At 73.6% G+C, this 17933-nt stretch carries 17 protein-coding genes; 9 read left to right on the forward strand and 8 right to left on the reverse strand.

Annotated features, from left to right (window positions below):
* Nucleotides 1-198: 198 nt before the first annotated feature.
* Both ACWDYF_RS34990 and ACWDYF_RS34995 read right to left on the reverse strand, forming a co-directional pair.
* Nucleotides 199-711, reverse strand: a complete 513-nt coding sequence (locus ACWDYF_RS34990) for a GNAT family N-acetyltransferase (protein ID WP_389473732.1) — start codon at nt 709-711, stop codon at nt 199-201.
* A gap of 14 nt (nt 712-725) precedes the next feature.
* Nucleotides 726-1103, reverse strand: a complete 378-nt coding sequence (locus ACWDYF_RS34995) for a MerR family transcriptional regulator (protein ID WP_381744827.1) — start codon at nt 1101-1103, stop codon at nt 726-728.
* Between the two features lie 116 nt (nt 1104-1219).
* Here ACWDYF_RS34995 and ACWDYF_RS35000 point away from each other — a divergent pair, with 116 nt between their 5' ends.
* Complete coding sequence (locus ACWDYF_RS35000; protein WP_389473729.1) at nt 1220-2299, forward strand: alkene reductase; 1080 nt, start codon at nt 1220-1222, stop codon at nt 2297-2299.
* Nucleotides 2300-2401: 102 nt separating this feature from the next.
* Here ACWDYF_RS35000 and ACWDYF_RS35005 read toward each other — a convergent pair whose 3' ends face one another.
* A complete protein-coding gene (locus tag ACWDYF_RS35005) occupies nt 2402-3040 on the reverse strand; it encodes a ScbR family autoregulator-binding transcription factor (RefSeq protein WP_389473727.1) in 639 nt (212 codons plus the stop codon).
* A 109-nt stretch (nt 3041-3149) separates the two neighbouring features.
* On the opposite strand from ACWDYF_RS35005, the gene ACWDYF_RS35010 reads away from it, so the two are divergent.
* Nucleotides 3150-4106, forward strand: coding sequence for a ScbA/BarX family gamma-butyrolactone biosynthesis protein (locus ACWDYF_RS35010; RefSeq protein WP_389473725.1), 957 nt, complete (start codon nt 3150-3152; stop codon nt 4104-4106).
* Between the two features lie 257 nt (nt 4107-4363).
* Complete coding sequence (locus tag ACWDYF_RS35015) at nt 4364-5134, forward strand: HAD family hydrolase (RefSeq protein WP_018566179.1); 771 nt, start codon at nt 4364-4366, stop codon at nt 5132-5134.
* 162 nt (nt 5135-5296) lie between these two features.
* Here the strand turns inward: ACWDYF_RS35015 and ACWDYF_RS35020 are convergent, their stop codons facing one another.
* The 3 genes from ACWDYF_RS35020 to ACWDYF_RS35030 form a co-directional block, all read right to left on the reverse strand.
* Nucleotides 5297-5491, reverse strand: coding sequence for a ferredoxin (locus ACWDYF_RS35020; RefSeq protein ID WP_389473720.1), 195 nt, complete (start codon nt 5489-5491; stop codon nt 5297-5299).
* A gap of 29 nt (nt 5492-5520) precedes the next feature.
* Nucleotides 5521-6750 carry a cytochrome P450 gene (locus ACWDYF_RS35025; RefSeq protein ID WP_381744832.1) on the reverse strand — a complete coding sequence of 410 codons (1230 nt, stop codon included), beginning with the start codon at nt 6748-6750 and terminating at the stop codon, nt 5521-5523.
* A 112-nt stretch (nt 6751-6862) separates the two neighbouring features.
* Nucleotides 6863-7474 (reverse strand): TetR/AcrR family transcriptional regulator, encoded by a 612-nt coding sequence (locus ACWDYF_RS35030; RefSeq protein ID WP_037895074.1) that lies wholly within the window; start codon nt 7472-7474, stop codon nt 6863-6865.
* A 349-nt stretch (nt 7475-7823) separates the two neighbouring features.
* Here ACWDYF_RS35030 and ACWDYF_RS35035 point away from each other — a divergent pair, with 349 nt between their 5' ends.
* From ACWDYF_RS35035 to ACWDYF_RS35050, 4 genes are all read left to right on the forward strand, one after another.
* Nucleotides 7824-9524: a PucR family transcriptional regulator gene (locus ACWDYF_RS35035; protein ID WP_389473717.1), complete on the forward strand. Its 1701-nt coding sequence runs from the start codon at nt 7824-7826 to the stop codon at nt 9522-9524.
* 301 nt (nt 9525-9825) lie between these two features.
* Entirely contained in the window at nt 9826-11214 is a 1389-nt protein-coding gene (locus ACWDYF_RS35040; protein WP_389473715.1) for a type III PLP-dependent enzyme domain-containing protein, read from the forward strand.
* A complete protein-coding gene (locus ACWDYF_RS35045; RefSeq protein ID WP_389473713.1) occupies nt 11211-12044 on the forward strand; it encodes a M55 family metallopeptidase in 834 nt (277 codons plus the stop codon). The genes ACWDYF_RS35040 and ACWDYF_RS35045 overlap by 4 nt, the downstream gene beginning before the upstream one ends.
* A gap of 178 nt (nt 12045-12222) precedes the next feature.
* A complete protein-coding gene (locus tag ACWDYF_RS35050) occupies nt 12223-13593 on the forward strand; it encodes an amino acid permease (protein WP_381744889.1) in 1371 nt (456 codons plus the stop codon).
* A gap of 16 nt (nt 13594-13609) precedes the next feature.
* Here ACWDYF_RS35050 and ACWDYF_RS35055 read toward each other — a convergent pair whose 3' ends face one another.
* The gene (locus ACWDYF_RS35055) at nt 13610-14425 is read right to left on the reverse strand and encodes a restriction endonuclease (RefSeq protein WP_389473711.1); all 816 of its coding nucleotides are present in this window, start codon (nt 14423-14425) and stop codon (nt 13610-13612) included.
* 276 nt (nt 14426-14701) lie between these two features.
* Between ACWDYF_RS35055 and ACWDYF_RS35060 the strand changes: the two genes are divergently transcribed.
* Both ACWDYF_RS35060 and ACWDYF_RS35065 read left to right on the forward strand, forming a co-directional pair.
* Entirely contained in the window at nt 14702-15328 is a 627-nt protein-coding gene (locus tag ACWDYF_RS35060) for a methyltransferase domain-containing protein (RefSeq protein ID WP_389473709.1), read from the forward strand.
* An 85-nt stretch (nt 15329-15413) separates the two neighbouring features.
* On the forward strand, nt 15414-15908 hold the full coding sequence (locus ACWDYF_RS35065; protein WP_381744838.1) for a mycothiol transferase: 495 nt from the start codon (nt 15414-15416) through the stop codon (nt 15906-15908).
* A 180-nt stretch (nt 15909-16088) separates the two neighbouring features.
* Here the strand turns inward: ACWDYF_RS35065 and ACWDYF_RS35070 are convergent, their stop codons facing one another.
* A complete protein-coding gene (locus ACWDYF_RS35070; RefSeq protein ID WP_389473706.1) occupies nt 16089-17804 on the reverse strand; it encodes an MFS transporter in 1716 nt (571 codons plus the stop codon).
* Nucleotides 17805-17933 lie beyond the last annotated feature (129 nt).

Raw genomic sequence — 17933 nt, forward strand, 5'->3', positions numbered from 1 at the left:
GCGCCTACTAACCGCGGGGCGTAGTAGCCGGACGCGCTGTGATCGATGTCACGGCTCCCGGTCGGCCGCAGCCGTGCGGGCAGTGTGAGGTGTCCGTCGCTGACGAGCGAGCACCGCGGCCGCAACGGGTCGGCGGACACGGCGAGTTCGATGCGAGTGGCGGTCCGCGGCGCCGCAGGAGGCGACGCCGCGGGCGGCTCAGACCTCGCCGAACGCGGCGGCGTATCGGATCGTACCGGCCGGAACCGGACGGGTGTCGTCGAGGGACAGGGCCATCATCGCCTCGTCGGGCACCTCGAAGGGGGCGCGGATGCCGAAGCGGGAGGCCGGGGTGAAACCGAACCGCGGGTAGTACGCGGGGTGGCCGAGGACGACGACCAGGTGCTCGCCCCTGGCGCGGGCGGCGTCCAGGGCGGCGCGGACGGCGGCGGAACCGGCGCCGGTGCGCTGAGCCGCGGGCAGTACCGCGCAGGGGGCCAGGGCCAGCGCGGGCCGGTCGTCGATGTGGCACCGGGTGAGCAGCGCGTGCCCGGTCACGGTGCCGTCGGGAGCGGTGGCGAGCAGGGAGAGCCCGTCGATCCAGGCGGCGGGGTCGGCGCGCAGCGCGTCGACGAGATCGGCCTCCGCCGGGGTGGGGAAGGCGGCGAGGTTGACGCCGCGCACGGCGGCGATGTCGGCAGCGGTCTCGGGCCGGGTGGTCCAGTCGGTCATGGGATCCACGGTACTCATGCGGCGGCGGTCGGCCGCAGGTGCTCCCGGTACTCCCGGGCCGCTGCCATCAGCGCGTCGAGGGCGTCCCTGGTGCGCGCGAGCCCGGCGATGTGCGCGGAGAGCCGGTCGCGTTCCTGCGCCATCCGCTCCAGCGCGGCGTCGGAGTGCTCCTCGCTGGGCGCGTCGACGCACGGCAGGAGCTCGGCGATGGTGCGGCTGGACAGCCCCGCGGCGTACAACCGCTGGATGAACGCCACCCGTTCGACCTCCTCCTCGGTGTAGTGCCGCTGGCCGCCGGTGCTGCGGGAACTGCTGAGCAGGCCCTGCTCCTCGTAGTACCGCAAGGACCTGACACTGACCCCCGTGCGCGACGCGAGCTCCCCGATCCGCATACGACCCTCACCTCTGTGACCTGCGGCACAACACTTGCCTCTGACATCAATGTGAGGTTCTAGCGTAACCGTCGTGCCCGAGAGCCGGGCACGGCAGAGCGCGACGGAGTTCTGACATGACGACCCTCTTCGACAGCTACCGGCTCGGGGACCTGACCCTGCCCAACCGGGTGGTGATGGCTCCGATGACCCGGGTGCGGGCCGCCGCCGGGGGACTGGCGACGCCGTCGATGGCGGCGTACTACGCCCAGCGGGCGACGGCCGGACTGATCGTGTCCGAGGGGGTGCAGCCGAGCCTGGTCGGACAGTCGAACCCGGGGACACCGGGGCTGTACACCGACGAGCAGGTCGCGTCCTGGCGTCCCGTGACCGCGGCCGTGCACGCCAACGGCGGCCGGATCTTCGCGCAGATCATGCACGGCGGGCGGGTCTCGCACCCCGACACGACCGGGACGCGGCCGGTGGGACCCTCGGCCGTCGCCGCGACCGGCGACGTGTTCACCCCCTCCGGGCCCCGCCCCGCACCCGTGCCGCGCGCCCTGGACACCGCCGAAGTGCCCGAGCACGCCCAGGCGTACGCCCGAGCGGCCCGCCGAGCCGTCGACGCCGGTTTCGACGGCGTGGAACTGCACGGTGCCAACGGCTATCTGATCTCGCAGTTCCTCTCCTCCAACGCCAACCTCCGCACCGACCGCTACGGAGGCCCGGTCGCCCACCGGATCCGCTTCGCCGTCGAGGCGGTGTCCGCGACCGTCGAGGCGGTGGGCGCCGCCCGGACCGGCATCCGGCTCTCCCCGGGCGGCACGTTCTGGGGCGTCGAGGAGCGTGACGTCCCCGAGCTGTACACCGCGCTCCTCGCCGAGCTGGCCCGGCTCCGCGTGGCCTACGTCCACCTGGAGGCGACCGCCGGTGAGGACCTGCTCAGGGAGCTGCGCCGGGCCTGGCCCGGCACCCTCGTCATGAACCCCGTGGTGCCGATGGGGGCCAGGCAGACCGGGCGCACCGACGCCGACCGCTGGCTCGGGCTGGGCGCCGAACTCATCAGCTTCGGCCGCGGCTTCATCGCCAACCCCGACCTGGTCGAGCGGCTGCGCACCGGTGTCCCCCTGGCCCCCGTCGACGAGAGCACGTACTACCAGGGCGGCGACGCCGGATACCTCACCTACCCCGCCCACCGGTACCCGGCGGCGGGCTGACCGCCCGCACCGGCGCGGTGCGCGGCGGCGCCGAGGCGGCCTCCGCGCCGACGCCGGAGCGCAGGGCGGGGCGCCCGGTGAACGTCCCCGGCTCCGCGCCCCTCAGCGCGGCAGGGAGGCGGTGTCCTCCCTGGCCCGGTCCAGCAGGGCGGCGGGGGCGGGCGCGCCCTGGAGGGCCGGGAGCATCAGATGCCAGAAGGCGGTCAGCCGGTCCTCGATGAGACGCCGCTCGTCCAGCGCGTCGGACAGCGTGTGCAGACCGAAGAAGGCGGACACCAGCGTCGTCGCGTCCCGGACCGGCTCGGCCCCCGCGGCGAGCGTCCCTTCCGCACGGGCCTCGTCCAGCAGGTGCTCCACCGTGGCGATCCAGTCCAGGAACGGCGGGGGCATCTCCACGTTGATCGACCGGCGTTCGGCCCACAGCCGCGCGCCCGCGCGGACGAACACGTCGTCGCGGAACGCGCGGGCGACCGCGTAGCTGAGCCGCACCAGCCTCTCCAGCGCGGGCGCGCCCACGTTCTCGTGGCGGGCGATCAGCGCGGGCCAGGCGGCGAAATGCGCCTCGACCACCGCGCGCGCCAACTGCTCCTTGCCGGCGTAATGGAAATAGATGGCGCCGCTGGTCCGGGCGGACAGTTCGCTGATGTCGGCGATACTCGTCGCCGCGTACCCCTGTTCGAAGAACAGATGCGCGGCTGCCTGCAATACCGCCCTGCGGGTGTCAGCCGCCCGTTCGTGCACGCGTTTTCCTTGCCCTTGGGGAGATCGCGAGGGGGAATATAGCCCATTTGCGGGAAGGCCGGAAAGGCTCGGCATGCGCACCACTGAATGGTCTTATTAGCATCCCTTCATGGGCTCCGGGCGCAGTTCGCACGCGCCGCGTGCCGTGGACGGACCGCAGGGCTGCGGCGCCGGCGAGACGTGCCTGACACCGTCCAGTTGGTCGCGCACCGTCCCCCGTGAACTCGTCCACCGTGTCTCGGTCGCCGAGGTGCTGCTGACCGACGTACGGCCCTGCGGCCGCCGGGCCTTCTGCGCCGCCGCGCTGTGGCCGCGCTCGCACCCGACGTTCCCGCGCGGCCGCGACAGCCGGCACAGCCCGTGGCTGGTCGTCGAGACCGTGCGCCAGCTCGGCATCTACCTCCCGCGGTGCCACTTCGGGGTGCCCGCCGCCGACAGGTTCCTGATCGACGACGTCTCGTACCGGATCGACCCGGCCCGGGAGCCGCGGGCACCGCACGGCGGCAGCGAGATCACCTGCCGGGTCACGGTCACCGGGCTGACCGGGGCCCCCGGCTCCGACCACCCGCGCCGGATGCGGCTGCGGGCCGACTTCCGCAGCGGCGGGCAGGTGTTCGCACGTGCGGACGGCGGGGCGCGCTTCCTGACGGCCGAACGGTACGCGACGGTCCGCACCGTGAGCGCGGCCCCGCCGTCCCGCGCGGGCACCGCCCGCCCGCGGCCCCAGCCGGCCCTGCTCGGCGTCCCGGCGGAGGCGGACGCCCTGGTCGCGCTGGACGGCGGCACCCTGGTGGTGGACCCGGCCGACCTCCGCCACCCGTTCCTGTTCGACCACGAGACGGACCATGTCCCCGGGATGGCCCTGCTGGAGGCGGCGCGGCAGGCCGTGGCCCTGCGCAGCGCGGGACGCCTGGTCCGGCCGCTCGGCGGGCGGATGACCGCGTCGCACTTCACCGAACACGCCCCGCCCGCCGTCGTGGAGAGCGCCGCCTACGGCCGTACGGCGGTCTTCCGCTTCCGCCAGGGCGGCGTGGTGACCGCCGGGGGCGTGCTCCGTTACCAGTGAGGCGTCACCCACAAGTGCGTATTGCGCTGGCAAATGCCTACAGATGAGCCGGTCGAGCGTAACGTTCATTATGTTCCGGTTCCGGAAGCAGGACGGCGCTTCTCGTCCGCGCCGCCCGCCTGTCCGCGCCTGCCGACCGGCCGTGATCGGCAGTGCTTCGCGCTTTGGCCGGCGAAGCACCGCAGCGGCCGGGTCCGAGCCGCTGACGGGCGCCCCCACCCCCCAGATGGCACCTCACGCCAAGAACGGCGAAGCACATGACGAAACAGCACACCCTCGATCCCGACTGGGCACCCGAGGCAGTCGTCTTCGACTGCGACGGCACCCTCGTCGACTCCGAACGGCACTGGGAACGCGCCCGTGGCGTCGTCCTGCGCGGCTTCGGCCACGCTCCCGGCCCGGAGTTCGCCGAGCGCAGCAAGGGCCTGCACTACACCGAGTGCGGAGCACTCATGGCCGAAGTGATCGGCAGACCGGACTGCGCCGAGGAGCTGGCGGAACAGCTTCTCGCCGCGTACCGCGCCCTGGTCGCCCGCGATCCGTCGCCCATGTCGGGCGCACGGGAGCTGGTCACCGTCCTCAGCCGCACGGCATCCCTGGCCGTGGCCAGCAACTGCCCCGCGGACCTCGTGGAGTTCAGCCTGGAGTCGGTCGGCCTGCTCCACCACTTCGAGCACGTGGTCGTCCCCGAGGGCCCCATCCGGCCCAAGCCGTACCCGGACACCTACGCCGAGGCCGTCCGCCGCCTCGGCTCCAACGGCGAGAACGCGCTGGCCGTCGAGGACTCGGTCAACGGGCTCCGGGCGGCCAAGGAGGCCGGACTGCGCGTGGTCGGCGTCGGCGCCCGCCCCAGCGCGGACGCCCTCGACCTGTCCTCGCTGTGGGTCCGCGACCTGGAGGACCCCGAGCTCATGGCCTGGGCGAACGGCCTTCCGCCCGCGACCCGCGGTCGCTCCGGTGCCGCCTTCGAGCCGAGCGTGCCGCCTCCGGGAGGCCCGCCCGACACCGACGCCGACGTGCTGCGCTGAGCCTTCGGCCACCGGGCGGTGACCACGCGACGGCGTGCACCCGCCCGGTTCCGGAAGTCTCCAGGACCGCCCGGCCCGCCGTGCCTTCAGCGGCATCGGCGGGCCGGTGCGCACACACCCGGGCCGCACGCACTCGGGCCGCGCGGAAGGGGCCGCGCGGTCTCAGTTCTCCAGCAGCCGGATCGCGGCGGCCGGGCAGACCGCCGCGGACTCGCGCACCCCTTCCTCGTGCGCCGGATCCGGGTCGCTGCTCAGCAGCAGCACGATGCCGTCGTCGTCCTGGTCGAAGACCTCGGGAGCCATCAGGACACACTGCCCGGACGCGACGCACCTGGGCTGGTCCACTTCCACACGCATGGGTTCCTCGTTCCGTTCGGAGGGGTGTGCTACCAGGTGACCGGGAGTTCGTAGACGCCGTAGACCAGGCCGTCGTGCTTGAACTCCAACCGGTCCATGCCGGTGGCCAGTTCGAGGGTGGGGATGCGGGAGTACAGGGTGCTGTAGACGACCTGTAGCTCGACGCGGGCCAGCGGCTGGCCGAGGCACTGGTGCACGCCGTACCCGAAGGCCACATGACGGCGGGCGTCGCGGGTGAGGTCGAGCCGGTCGGGTTCGGGGAAGGCCTCCGGGTCCCGGTTGGCGATCTCGTTGGCGAAGACCACACCGTCGCCCGCGCGGATCACCTGGCCGTCGATCTCGATGTCCGCCACCGCCACGCGCCGCCGCCCGGAGTGGGTGATGGTGAGATAGCGCAGCAGCTCCTCGACGGCCCCGGCGACGGTCCTGGGATCGTCGGTGTCGCGGAGCAGGGCCAGTTGCTCCGGGTTGCGGAGCAGGGCCAGGGTGCCCAGCGCGATCATGTTCGCGGTGGTCTCGTGGCCCGCGCCGAGCAACAGGACGCCCGTCTCCGCGGCCTGACGCTGTGTCATCTCACCGGTGGCCACCCGCTGCACCGCGAGCTGGGAGAGCAGATCGTCGCCGGGATCGGCGAGCTTGACGGTCAGCAGATCGTCCAGGTAGTCGGTCAGCGCCTCGGACGCCGCGAGCAGTTCCTCCGCCGTGGAGGAGCGGCGGACGATGACCCTGGTGTTGCGCTGGAAGAAGTCGTGCTTCTCGTAGGGGACGCCGAGCAGTTCGCAGATCACGAGGCTGGGCAGCGGCAGGGCGAAGGACTCGACCAGGTCCACCGGCCTGGGCCCGGCGAGCAGGTCGTCGATCAGGTCGTCGACGATCTGCTGGATCGAGGGCCGCAGCGCCTCGACCTTCCTGATCGCGAAGGGAGCCGTCACCATGCGCCGCAGCCGGGCGTGTTCGGGGTCGTCCATGGTGATGAAGGTGCGCCGGGTCTGGTCGCGCACCTTCAGCCCGGCCGTGCGGTGCGGATAGCCGGGCAGGCTGGGGTCGGCGCTGATGCGCGGATCGCCCAGCAGCGCGCGTACGTCCTCGTGACGGGTGATCAGCCACGGACTGCTGCCGTCCCAGATGCGCACCCGGGAGACGGGCCGGCCGGCCTGGAGGTCCCGGAGCGCGGGGGGCGGATCGAAGGGGCAGCCGGACGCCCGGGGCATCGGGTGCTCGGGCAGCTGGGCCGGCGTGTCCGTCAGTGTGTCGGTCATACCTGCCTCCTCGGCAGAGGGAGCGGTCCCATCACTCCTTACAGTGTTAGGTGCTCAGGGCAACTATATGGACGGGGTCCGGGACGTCAACGACGGCGGGCGTTCGCCGCTGCTATCCGGCCACCATGCGATCGACCACGGCATCCGCCCGTTGCTCGATCCCGTCCGTGTCGACCTCGTAGGGCAACGCCATGGCGATGGCCACGATCCCGTGCAGCGCCGCCCACAGCATCAGGGCGTCCTCCTTGGCGTCCACCTGCGCGGAGCGCGCCCGGTGGCAGGCGGCGAGCGCCTCCTCCCACGCCGCGAGCACCAGCCACACCGGATGCCGGGGCAACTGCTCGCGCGGCCCGGCGACCCGCTCCACGCCGAACATCAGCCGGTAGCGCCGCGGATTCTCCACCGCGAACGCGCAATACCGCCGTGCCATCGCCCGTACGGCCGCACGCGGCCCGCCGTCGCCCCGCCCGGCCTCCCGCAGCTCCCCGACGAGCCGGTCGTAGGCCCGCTGCGTCACCGCCGCCACCAGCTCCGACCTGTCCTTGAAGTGCAGATACACACTCGGCGCCGAGATCCCGACCTCCCGTGCGACCGCGCGCAGCGACAGCGCCTCCTCCCGGCCCGACTCGGCCAGCAGCCGGGCCGCGGCCATCAGGATCTCCTCCTTCAGGGCACCGCCCGCGCCGCGCCGGCTCGGTGCGCGCCGCTTGAACGTGTCGGACACCTCGGCTCCTTCCCGCCGCCCGTGGGGTCACGGCCGCTCGCAGAGCATTATCGGAAACTCCGCAGGCGGCCGGATCCCGCCCTGGCCGACCAGCCCTGGCCGACCCACCGTCCGACCCACCGCCCGGCCTGCGCGCCGGAGCGCGTGTTCCGGTGTGCGCCCCACACCGCACATGTGCCCCCACGCCCCTCACACCGGTTCGCGCGCCGGTCCGCACCCGCGCGCCGGTCCGCACCCGCGCTGCGGGCCGCGCCGGGCGCGTACCGCACCACCCGCGACGCTCCGGGAGCCACCCGCGCTCCCGCGCTCCCGCGCGCAACATAGCTCCCGCGCGCAACATAATGGGTGGATGGAGCCCGAGCCGACCCCGCACCCCGGCGGTCCGACGCTGGCCCACCTCCTCACCCTGGCCGGGCCCGGGATGCTCGACGTGGTCGCCGCACCGCTCGGCACCGACGTCCCGGTGGCCGACGTGGTGGTGCACGACGTCGGCGAGGACCGCGACGACGACTGGGCGGCGCCCGGACACGTACTGCTCACCCCGGGCACGTCGGCCGACTCACCGGAGGCGGCGGACGTCCTGCGCGCCGCCGACCGGGCCGGGGCCACCGCCGTGGTGCTGCGCTCCGGTGCCCGCAGGCCGCCCGCGGCCCTGGCCGCGGCCGCCGCCCGGGGCCGCACCGCCCTGCTGCTGCGCGCCCCGGGCACCGACTGGACCGAGGTGCTCGGCCGGCTGCGCACCGCCCTGGCGCACAGCGGCCCCGCTGCCCCGGCCGGAATGGCGGGGCTGCGCCTCGGCGACCTGGCGGGACTGGCCAACACCGTGGCCGACCTGGTCGGCGGTGCCATCACCATCGAGGACCCGCGTTCCCGGGTGCTGGCCTACTCCCGGCTGGAGCACGCGGCGGACCCGCTGCGCCTGCTGACCATCCTCGGCCAGGAGGTGCCCCGCTGGCGGGTCGCCGAACTGCGCGAGCGGGGCTTCTTCCAGGCGCTGTGGAGCAGCGGCGACGTGGTGCGGCTGCCCGCCGACGACCGCTACGCCGAGCGGCTGGCCATCGCCGTACGGCACGGCGGCGAGGTGCTCGGCTCGATCTGGGCCGCCGCCGACGGGCGCCCGCTCGCCGAGGACGCGGCGGCGGCGCTGCGGGCCGCGGCACGGGCCGCCGCACCGCATCTCGTGCACCACGAGACCTGGGGGCGGGAGGAGGCCGGACGCCGCGAGCAGGCGGTGAAGGACCTGCTCGAAGGCCGCCCCGGCGCGCAGCAGGCGGCCCGCGGGCTCGGCGTGGCACCCGAGGGGCCGTACACGGTCCTCGTCGCCGAGGTGCACGACACCCGGAACCCCGGCGGACCCGCCGGTCCGCGTCCGTCCGGCTCCGGTGCGGCCTCCGGCGCACCGGCGGCGGCCACGGACACCACCGGGCACCGTGTGCTGGATCTGCTCGCCCTCCAGGCCGCCGCCTATCTGCCGGGCTGTGTGAGCGCCCGCTCGGGTGGTCGGCTGTTCGTCCTGACACCCGCCGCCGGGGGAGCCGAGGCCGACCCCGCGCGCCGTATGGTCGCCGCCGCCCGCTCCGTACCGCACAGCGTGGTCTTCGCCGGGGTGGGGCAGCGGGCGGCGGACCTGTCGGAGCTGCCCGCCTCCCGCGCGTCGGCCGAACTGGTGGTACGGGTCCTGCGCGAGCGGGCGGCCGCGGCACCCGGGCCCTGGACCTCGGCCTCGGCGCTCCACCGGGACGTGGTCTCCGAGGTCGCCCTCCTGCGGGTGCTGGACAGCGTCGAGCCCACCTGGCAGGAGATGAACGGTCCGGTGCACGCGATGGTCGCGCACGACCGGGCGCACGGCTCCGCGTACGGCGCGTCGGTCGCCGCCTTCCTCGACGCCTTCGGCGACACCCGGGCGGCGGCGCGCGCCCTCAACGTGCATCCCAACACCCTGCGCTACCGGCTGCGCCGCGCCCGGGAACTGTTCGGCGTCGACGTGGGCGACCCCGTGGGCCGGCTGCTGGCGGGCCTCGGCCTCCGCCTCGCCCGGCGCGGCGGCTGACCCGGGCGCGGAAGCCGACCCGGGCCCGGGTCCAGGCGCCCACCGGCCCGGACCCGGGCCGGACTCGGCCCGGTGGATGGTCGCCCATCAAGATCGTTCAGTTGTCGGGCCGGACAATTCCGAGAGTGAGTCCTGGTCGTCTCGGACGAAGACGAGGCCCGCCACCGCGCCCGAAGCTGTTCGTGCGGCCCGGGGCCCGCCCGGTGAACCCGGGCGATGCGCGGCGCACGGCCGCGGCCTGCCCTGCGCCGAGCGGCTTCCGGCAGGCGTCTTCCGACACATGTGTGAGGTGTGATTCAACGTGACTTCCGCTTCGGCCCGGCGACGGCGTACGGCGCGCGATGCGGCCCTGGCCGCAGCAGTCGGGGAAGGGCTCCTGGACGCCCGGTCGCCCCTGGTCGGCCTGCTGGACGTGGACGGTGTCCTGGCCGCCGTCGACCGCCTGCACGAGGCCTTCCGCGGCCCGGCCGCCGTGCAGCACACCTTCGCGGCCAAGGCGTGTTCGCTCGTGCCGGTGCTGCGGCTGCTCGCCAGGGCCGGTATGGGCTGCGAGGTGGCCTCGCCCGGCGAACTGGAACTGGCGCTGGAGGCCGGTTTCACCGCCGACCGGCTGGTCTTCGACAGCCCCGCCAAGACGGTCGGGGAACTGCGGTTCGCGCTCGACCAGGGCATCGCCTTCAACGTGGACAACTTCCAGGAACTGGAGCGCGTCGACGCCCTGCTGGCCGGACACACCCCCCGAGGCCCCGTCGGACTGCGAGTGAACCCACAGGTGGGCGCCGGTGCCATCGGTGCGATGAGCACCGCGACCAGCACCTCCAAGTTCGGTGTCGCGCTGCGCGACGAAGGCGCCGTCCAGGCCGTGGTCGACGCCTTCGCGGCCCGCCCCTGGCTGACCCGGCTGCACGCCCACGTCGGTTCCCAGGGCTGCCCGCTGCCGCTCATCGCCCAGGGCATCCGCGCGGCCCACGAACTGGCGGAGCACATCAACACGGCGCTCGGCCGCCGCCAGGTCACCTCGCTGGACATCGGCGGCGGCCTGCCCGTCGACTTCGACAGCGACGAGGACCGGCCCGGCTACGCCGACTACGTCACCGAACTGCGCGCGGCCGTACCCGAGTTGTTCGACGGCCGGTACAGCCTGGTCACCGAGTTCGGCCGTTCGCTGCTCGCCAAGAACGGCACGATCGCCTCCCTCGTCGAGTACACCAAGTCCGCCGGCGGACGCCGGATCGCCGTCACCCACGCGGGCGCCCAGGTCGCCACCCGCACCGTGTTCATGCCCGACGCCTGGCCGCTGCGCGCCGGGGTGTACGACGCCGCGGGCCACCCCAAGCGGGGTGCGACGGAGACCGTCGACATCGCGGGCCCCTGCTGCTTCGCCGGAGACCTCACCGCCGTGGCGCGCGAACTCCCGGCCGTGGCGCCCGGCGACATCGTGGCGCTCTACGACACCGGCGCGTACTACTTCTCGAACCACTTCTCCTACAACTCGCTGCCGCGGCCCGCCGTCCACGGCTACCGCGCGGACGCCGAGGGCCGCATCCGCTTCGCCCTGGTCCGGGCGGCGCAGACCGTGCGCGAGGTGGTCGAGGAGAGCGGCGCCGCACAGGCCGACGCCCTCGTCGGACTGCTGGCCGCCGACCGCCCGGGAAGCGGTGCCGCGCACGAGGACGGTGCCGCCGCATGACCCTGGTACTGATCTCCGCCGACATGGAGGGGGCCACCGGAACGGTCCTGCCGGCCGACGTGACCGCGGGCACCGCGCGCCACGAGCGCTTCCGGCGGCTGCTCACCGGTGACGTCAACGCGGCCGTGGCCGGGTTCGCGGACGCGGGAGCCGACGAGATCGTCGTCAACGACGCCCACTGCGGCATGGACAACATCCTGATCGAGGAACTCGACCCGCGCGCCACCCTGATCGTGGGCCGGCACAAGCCGCTCGGCATGATGGAGGGCCTCGGCGCCGACGTGGACGCGGTCGCCTTCGTCGGCTACCACACCGGCGCGGGCGAGGACGGCGTCCTCGCGCACACGTATCTCTCGCACAGCGTCCTGGCCGTACGGGTCGACGGGGAAGCGGCCGACGAGGGCCGCCTCAACGCCCTGGTGGCCGCCGAGGCGGGCGTCCCCGTCGTCCTGGTCACCGGTGACGACCTCACCTGCGGCGCGGCCCGCCGGTACGCGCCCGGCTGCCGGACGGTCACCGTCAAGACGGCGATCTCCCGGCACGCGGCGCGCTGCCGCACCCCGGCCGCCACCGGCGCGGACATCCGCGCCACGGCGTCGGCGGCACTCGCCGAGGCCCCGCGGCCGCCCGCCGCGCGCCCCGTACCGCATGTCGTGGAGGTCGACGTGGACAGCCCCTATCTCACCGAACGCGCCCGCGCCCTGGCCGGCGTCACCGCGGCGGGCCCGCGCACCCTGCGCTTCGAGGCGGCCGACGCCGCGGAGGCGCTGCGCCGCTTCCGCGCCGTGACCTGGGTGCTCGGCGGCGGCCGGGAAGCGGACTGGACCTGACCCGCTCCGGTCCCCGACGACCGCGCCCCCCCCGTATGCCCGACCCGTGAACCAGTGAATCCGTGAACCCGTGAACCGACGACCGAGGGAGACCCCCGTGCCCCCTGCCGACCCCCGCAGACCACAGCAAGCACCGGCACCACGACCCCAGCTGAGCCGTTCCCTGCGCAACCGGCACATGTCGATGATCGCCATCGGCGGTGCCATCGGCGCCGGACTCTTCGTCGGCAGCGGCTCGGTGATCAAGGCCGCGGGACCGGCCGCCATCATCTCGTACTGCCTGGCCGGCGCCCTCGTGCTGTGCACCATGCGCATGCTCGGCGAGATGGTCGTGGCCCGGCCCTCCGCGGGCTCGTTCGCCGACTACGCCCGCACCGCCATCGGCCCCTGGGCGGGCTTCACCATCGGCTGGCTGTACTGGTACTACTACGTCATCATCGTCGCCGTCGAGGCGGTCGCGGGCGCGTCGATCCTGCACGCCTGGATCGGACTGCCGCTGTGGGTCATGGCGATGGGCCTGATGGCGGTCATGACCGCGACGAACCTGCTGTCGGTGCGCTCCTTCGGCGAGTTCGAGTTCTGGTTCTCCTCGGTGAAGGTGGCCGCCATCGTCGCCTTCCTGATCGTCGGCGGCCTGTACGTCTTCGGCGCGTGGCCGGGCAGCTCCTTCGACTTCTCGAACCTCACCGCGCACGGCGGCTTCGCCCCGCACGGCTTCACGTCGATCTTCTCGGCGATCGTCGTGGTCATCTTCGCCTTCGGCGGAGCGGAGATCGTCACCATCGCCGCCGCCGAGAGCAAGGAACCCGAACGCTCCGTCGCCCGCGCCACGACCGGCATCATCTGGCGGATCATCCTGTTCTACGTCGGCTCGATCGTGCTGGTCGTCACCATCGTGCCGTGGGACAGCGCCAAGGTGCTCGCCAGCCCGTACGTCGCGGCCTGGGACATCATCGGCCTGCCCGGCGCCGGCACCGTCATGGACATCGTGATCCTCACCGCCGTGCTGAGCGTGCTCAACTCCTCGGTCTATGTCTCCTCCCGCATGCTGCTCGCCCTGGCCGCCCACGGAGACGCCCCGGCCTGGTCGGCGTCGACCGGGAAGCGCAACGTCCCGGTGCGTGCCATCCTCGCGGGAACGGTCGTCGGCTGGGTGTCCGTGGTCCTCGCCTACCTCTCCCCGGACACCGTCTTCAGCTATCTGGTCAACTCCTCCGGAGCCATCGCCATCTTCATGTACCTGATGATCGGGGCGTCCCAGTTGCGCATGCGGCGGCGCCTGCAACGGGAGGCACCGGAGCGGCTGACCCTGCGCATGTGGTTCCACCCGTATCTGACCTGGGTGGTGATGGCGGGCTTCGCCGTGGTGCTGGTGGCCATGGCGGTCATCCACGACCAGCGGACCCAGCTGTTCACCAGCCTCGGCAGCCTCGCCGTCGTCCTGATCGCCTACGCCGTACGCCGGGTCAAGGGGCCGTGCCCCGAGCCGACGGCCGCCGTCGCGGACCAGGACACCGACGCCCGGACCCAGGCACTGCGCACCCCCTGACGGCGGGCGGTGCGGATCACTGCGGCGGGAGTCCGGCGCCGGGGGCCGGGGCGGGCAGCTCCCAGGGGGCGGGGCCGGTGCCCTCGCTCCAGGCCCGCAGCGCCTCGCCGTCCAGACAGACGATCCCGCAGTGCGCGGCGTACTCGACGGCCGGTGCCGTGAAGCCGCTGGTGGTCACCACGGCCGCCACGTCGGCCTCGTGCACGGTGAAGCAGGTGCCGCCGAAGCGCTGGAGGTCCTGGGAGCCGACGCGGTTGTCCTCGCCGTAGCGCTTGCACTGGACGATCAGCCGCCGCCCCTGCGGGTCCACGCCCACGACGTCGGCGCCGAGGTCACCGGCCCCGCCGACCACCTCCACGGACCCGCAGCCGTCCCGCTCGCACAGCGCCGCCACGGCCTGCTCGAACGCGTCGGCATCGAGAGCGGCGTAGTCGACGACGACGGTGGGTTCCGGCTCGTCGGCGGGGACGACGGCGACCGTGGGCGCGGGGGAGGGGCACTCCCTTCCGGCGGGCGGTTCCAGCGCGTCGAGCGCGGTCCGCGTGGCCTCCTGGAGCGCGGTGGCGGCCCGGTGGGCGGCCCGCGCGGCCGAGCGCCTGCGGTACCGGCCGTGCACGCCCGCCACCAGGGCCGGGGCGCAGAGCAGACACAGGACGACGGTCCAGACCGGGCGCCGCTCGGCGACGGCGCCCGCCGCCCGCGCCACGACTCCCAGGACGATCAGGAGCAGGGCGAGCAGGGTGAAGAACACGGCGGTCGCGCGGAGATCGAAGCGCGGCAGGCCGGGGTGTCGGAGTCTGCTGCCGCGTATGCGGCGGGTGGGCACGGTCACGGCGGGTGGTTTCCCTCCTCCGGCGGATCCCCGCGGCCCCCGAGGGGCCCGGCGAGGCTCCGAGGGGATCCATGGGGTCCTCGGATCTCCACGGGTGTGAAGATCACCTTTTCCGTCTGCCCCCGTTCTCCCGTTTCACCGCCGCACGCATCGCGCCGGAGAGCCAAGCGCTTTGCGGTATCGGCAAGTTCGCGTGCCGGATCCGGGGCGCGGGGCAAGGCTGGGGCGTGTTCCGCGACAGGTTCCACGACCGCGACCGATGGAGGAAGTGCCCCGATGAGCACCGAGGATGCCCTGGAGTTCTGGGACGGCGTCTACGCGGCCCGGCCGGTGGCCACCGAGCCCCGGCCCAACGCGCGGCTGACCGAGACCGTCACGGGTCTGCCGCCCGGTGACGTACTGGACCTGGGGTGCGGCGGGGGCGGCGACGCGCTGTGGCTTGCCCGCCAGGGCTGGCGGGTCACCGCCGTCGACGTCTCGGCCGTGGCGATCGACCGGCTCACCGAACTCGCCCTCGCGCACGGCCTCGGCGACCGGATCCGCGCCGAGCGGCACGACCTCGGCGCGTCCTTCCCGGACGGCCGGTTCGACCTCGTCAGCGCCCACTATCTGCAGACTCCGCTGGCCCTCGACCGGTCCGCCGCCCTGCACGCCGCCGCTCTCGCGCTGCGGCCGGGCGGACGGCTGCTGGTCGTCGATCACGGCTCGACCGCGCCCTGGTCCTGGGTGCGGGACCCGGACATGCGCCACCCGTCCCCGCAGGAGGTCGCCGAGGGCATCGGTCTCGACCCGGCGTCCTGGACGGTCGAACGTGCCGACGCGCCCCGCCGGACCGCGACCGGCCCGGACGGGAGCACCGCCGAGGTCACCGACCACGTCCTGATCATCCGCCGCACCGCCTGAGACGGTTCCCGGCACACGGCGCCCAGGCAGCCGAGCGCGTTGCCTGACCTGGCGTCAGAACCGTTTCCCTGCACAGGAGAACACCATGCCCACCGCGCGCCGTCGCCGCAGCGACACCCCGCCGCCCCGGACCGGAGACAGCGAGATCGAGGTCCTGCGCGGCTTCCTCGACTACCTACGGCACTCGGCCGCCGCCAAGGTCGAGGACGCTCCCGAGCCCGGGATCCGGACCGCCGCGGTGCCCTCGGGCACCAACCTGCTCGGTCTGCTCGGCCACCTCACCCATGTCGAACGGTCGATGTTCCTCGGGGACCGGGTCACCGACTGGCAGGCGACCTTCCACGCCGCACCGCAGGACAGCGCCGCCGACGTCGTCGCCCGCTACCGGACGGCCGTGGAGCAGGCCGACGCGGTCCTGGACCGGTGCACCGACGCCGGTGCCCCGGTACCCCGCCCCCGGTCGGACCGGCCCGCGCCCAGTGTCCGCTGGGCACTCACCCACATGATCGAGGAGACCGGCCGGCACGCCGGGCACATGGACATCATCCGCGAACTGCTCGACGGGGCGACCGGCCGCTGAGGAAGGACGACGACGTCGTCCGTGGCCGGTGTGCGCGGCCGTCCTTCGAACGGTTCGCCGCCGGGTCCCGGACCGGGGCCGGGCAGGGTCGGGCGGGGTCGGCAGGCCGGGCGGCCCCCTTCCGGTCCCAGGGCTGCCCGGCCTGCCGTGCACCGGTGTGCGTGCCGCGCCGTACGCGGTTCAGTGCGCGCCGGACTCGCCGGGGCGTGCGTGGCGCGGCAGGAGGAAGGCGAGCAGGAAGGTCAGGACGAGCATGCCGTCGACGATCCACAGCACCGTCTTTATCACGGTGCCGAAGCCGCTGCGGAAGGCGGAGGACGCCGTGTCCTCCAGCGCCGCGGGTATCCGGGCCGCGTCCTGGGGCGACGTCACCGCCGACCGGGTGTCCTTCTCCAGCCGGGTGCAGGAGGCCGGGGTCGTCTCGGGGTCCTTGGCCACGGCGCGGTCCGAGGCGCAGGTGCGCAGGTCCATGACGACGCGGTCCTGGGCGGCCGGTGCGACGTGCGCGGCGGTCAACTGGCCCCGCAGGGTGTCGGAGTGGTCGTCGACGGCACTGGCGATCCCGCCGCCCAGCAGGCCGAAGAAGACGGTGCCGAGGAGGGCCACGCCGAAGGCGCCGCCGAGCTGCTGGATCGCGGTCATCGTGCCGGACGCCGAGCCTGTCTCGTGCTGCTCGACGCTGGCCAGCACGATGTCGAAGAACGGGGCCATGAGCAGTCCCATGCCGACACCGGTCACGAGCAGGGCCGGCAGGAGCTGCCAGGGACCGACGCCGCTGCCTGCCATGTCCAGGGTCAGCCAGATACCGAACACACCGAGCGCCATCAGCAGCGTGCCCGCCTGGAGCACGGCGCGTCCGAACCGGGCGACGGCCTGGGCGAGTCCGAAGCCGACGATCATGCCGCCCGACCACGGCACCATCACGAGACCCGCCTTGAGGGGCGAGTAGCCGAGACCGATCTGGGTGTAGAGGTTGAAGACCAGCATGAAGCCCTGCATGGTCGAGAAGAAGACCAGTCCGAGGGCCATGCCGCCGCTGAAGCCGCGCTTGCGGAAGAGGCCGGGGATGACCAGCGGGTCCTGCCCGGCCTTGCTGCGCCGCGACTCGTAGGCGCCGAAGGCGATGAAGACGAGCACCGAGGCGCCCATCATCAGGAACGTCCACAGCGGCCAGTCGTACTCACGGCCCTGGACCAGCGGGAAGATGATCAGCATCGCGGCCAGCGAGACCAGGATCATGCCGGGGATGTCCAGGCGCGGCTTGCTGGCGGAACGGCCTCGCGGCAGATAGCGCACGGCGCCCAGCAGGGCCGCGGCGCCCAGCGGCAGATTGATCAGGAAGATCATCCGCCAGCCGGTGCCGAAGTAGTCGGCGTCCACGAGCCAGCCCGCCAGGATCGGTCCGCAGACCGCGGACAGCCCCATGACCGGGCCGAACAGGCCGAAGGCCTTCTGGGACTCCTTCGGCGGGAACATCTCCTTGATCATGCCGAGGCCCTGCGGCAGCATCACCGCGCCGAACAGGCCCTGGACGACGCGCGCGCCGATCAGCATTTCCGGGGACATGGCGATCGCGCACAGGAACGAGCCCAGGGTGAAGCCGCCCGCTCCGACGAGGAACATCCGGCGGCGTCCGTGGATGTCGCCGAGCCGTCCGCCGGTGACGAGACCGACGGCCATCGAGAGGGTGTACGCGGCGGCCAGCCACTGCAAGGTGGAGGCACCGCCGCCGACGTCGGCCCGGATGGAGGGGCCGGCGATGTTCGTGACGACGGCGTCGAGGAGATCCATCACCTCGGCCGCGAGGATCACGAAGAGCGCGGCCCAGCGCCACCGGTAGGGCGCCGGTGGATCGGCGTGGGATGTCTCGGCGGACGCGACGCCTGTGGTGGACATCGGTACTACTCCTCGCGGACGGGCGGGCCCGGGAGCAGAACCCCACGGGCGCGGCGGGACGGACGGGTGTGCCTCCGGTGCGCGGGCACGCGCCGGGGACGGCAGATCGGCCACCACCCCCGGAGAACA

This window comes from Streptomyces sp. NPDC003284 (genome assembly GCF_053589675.1).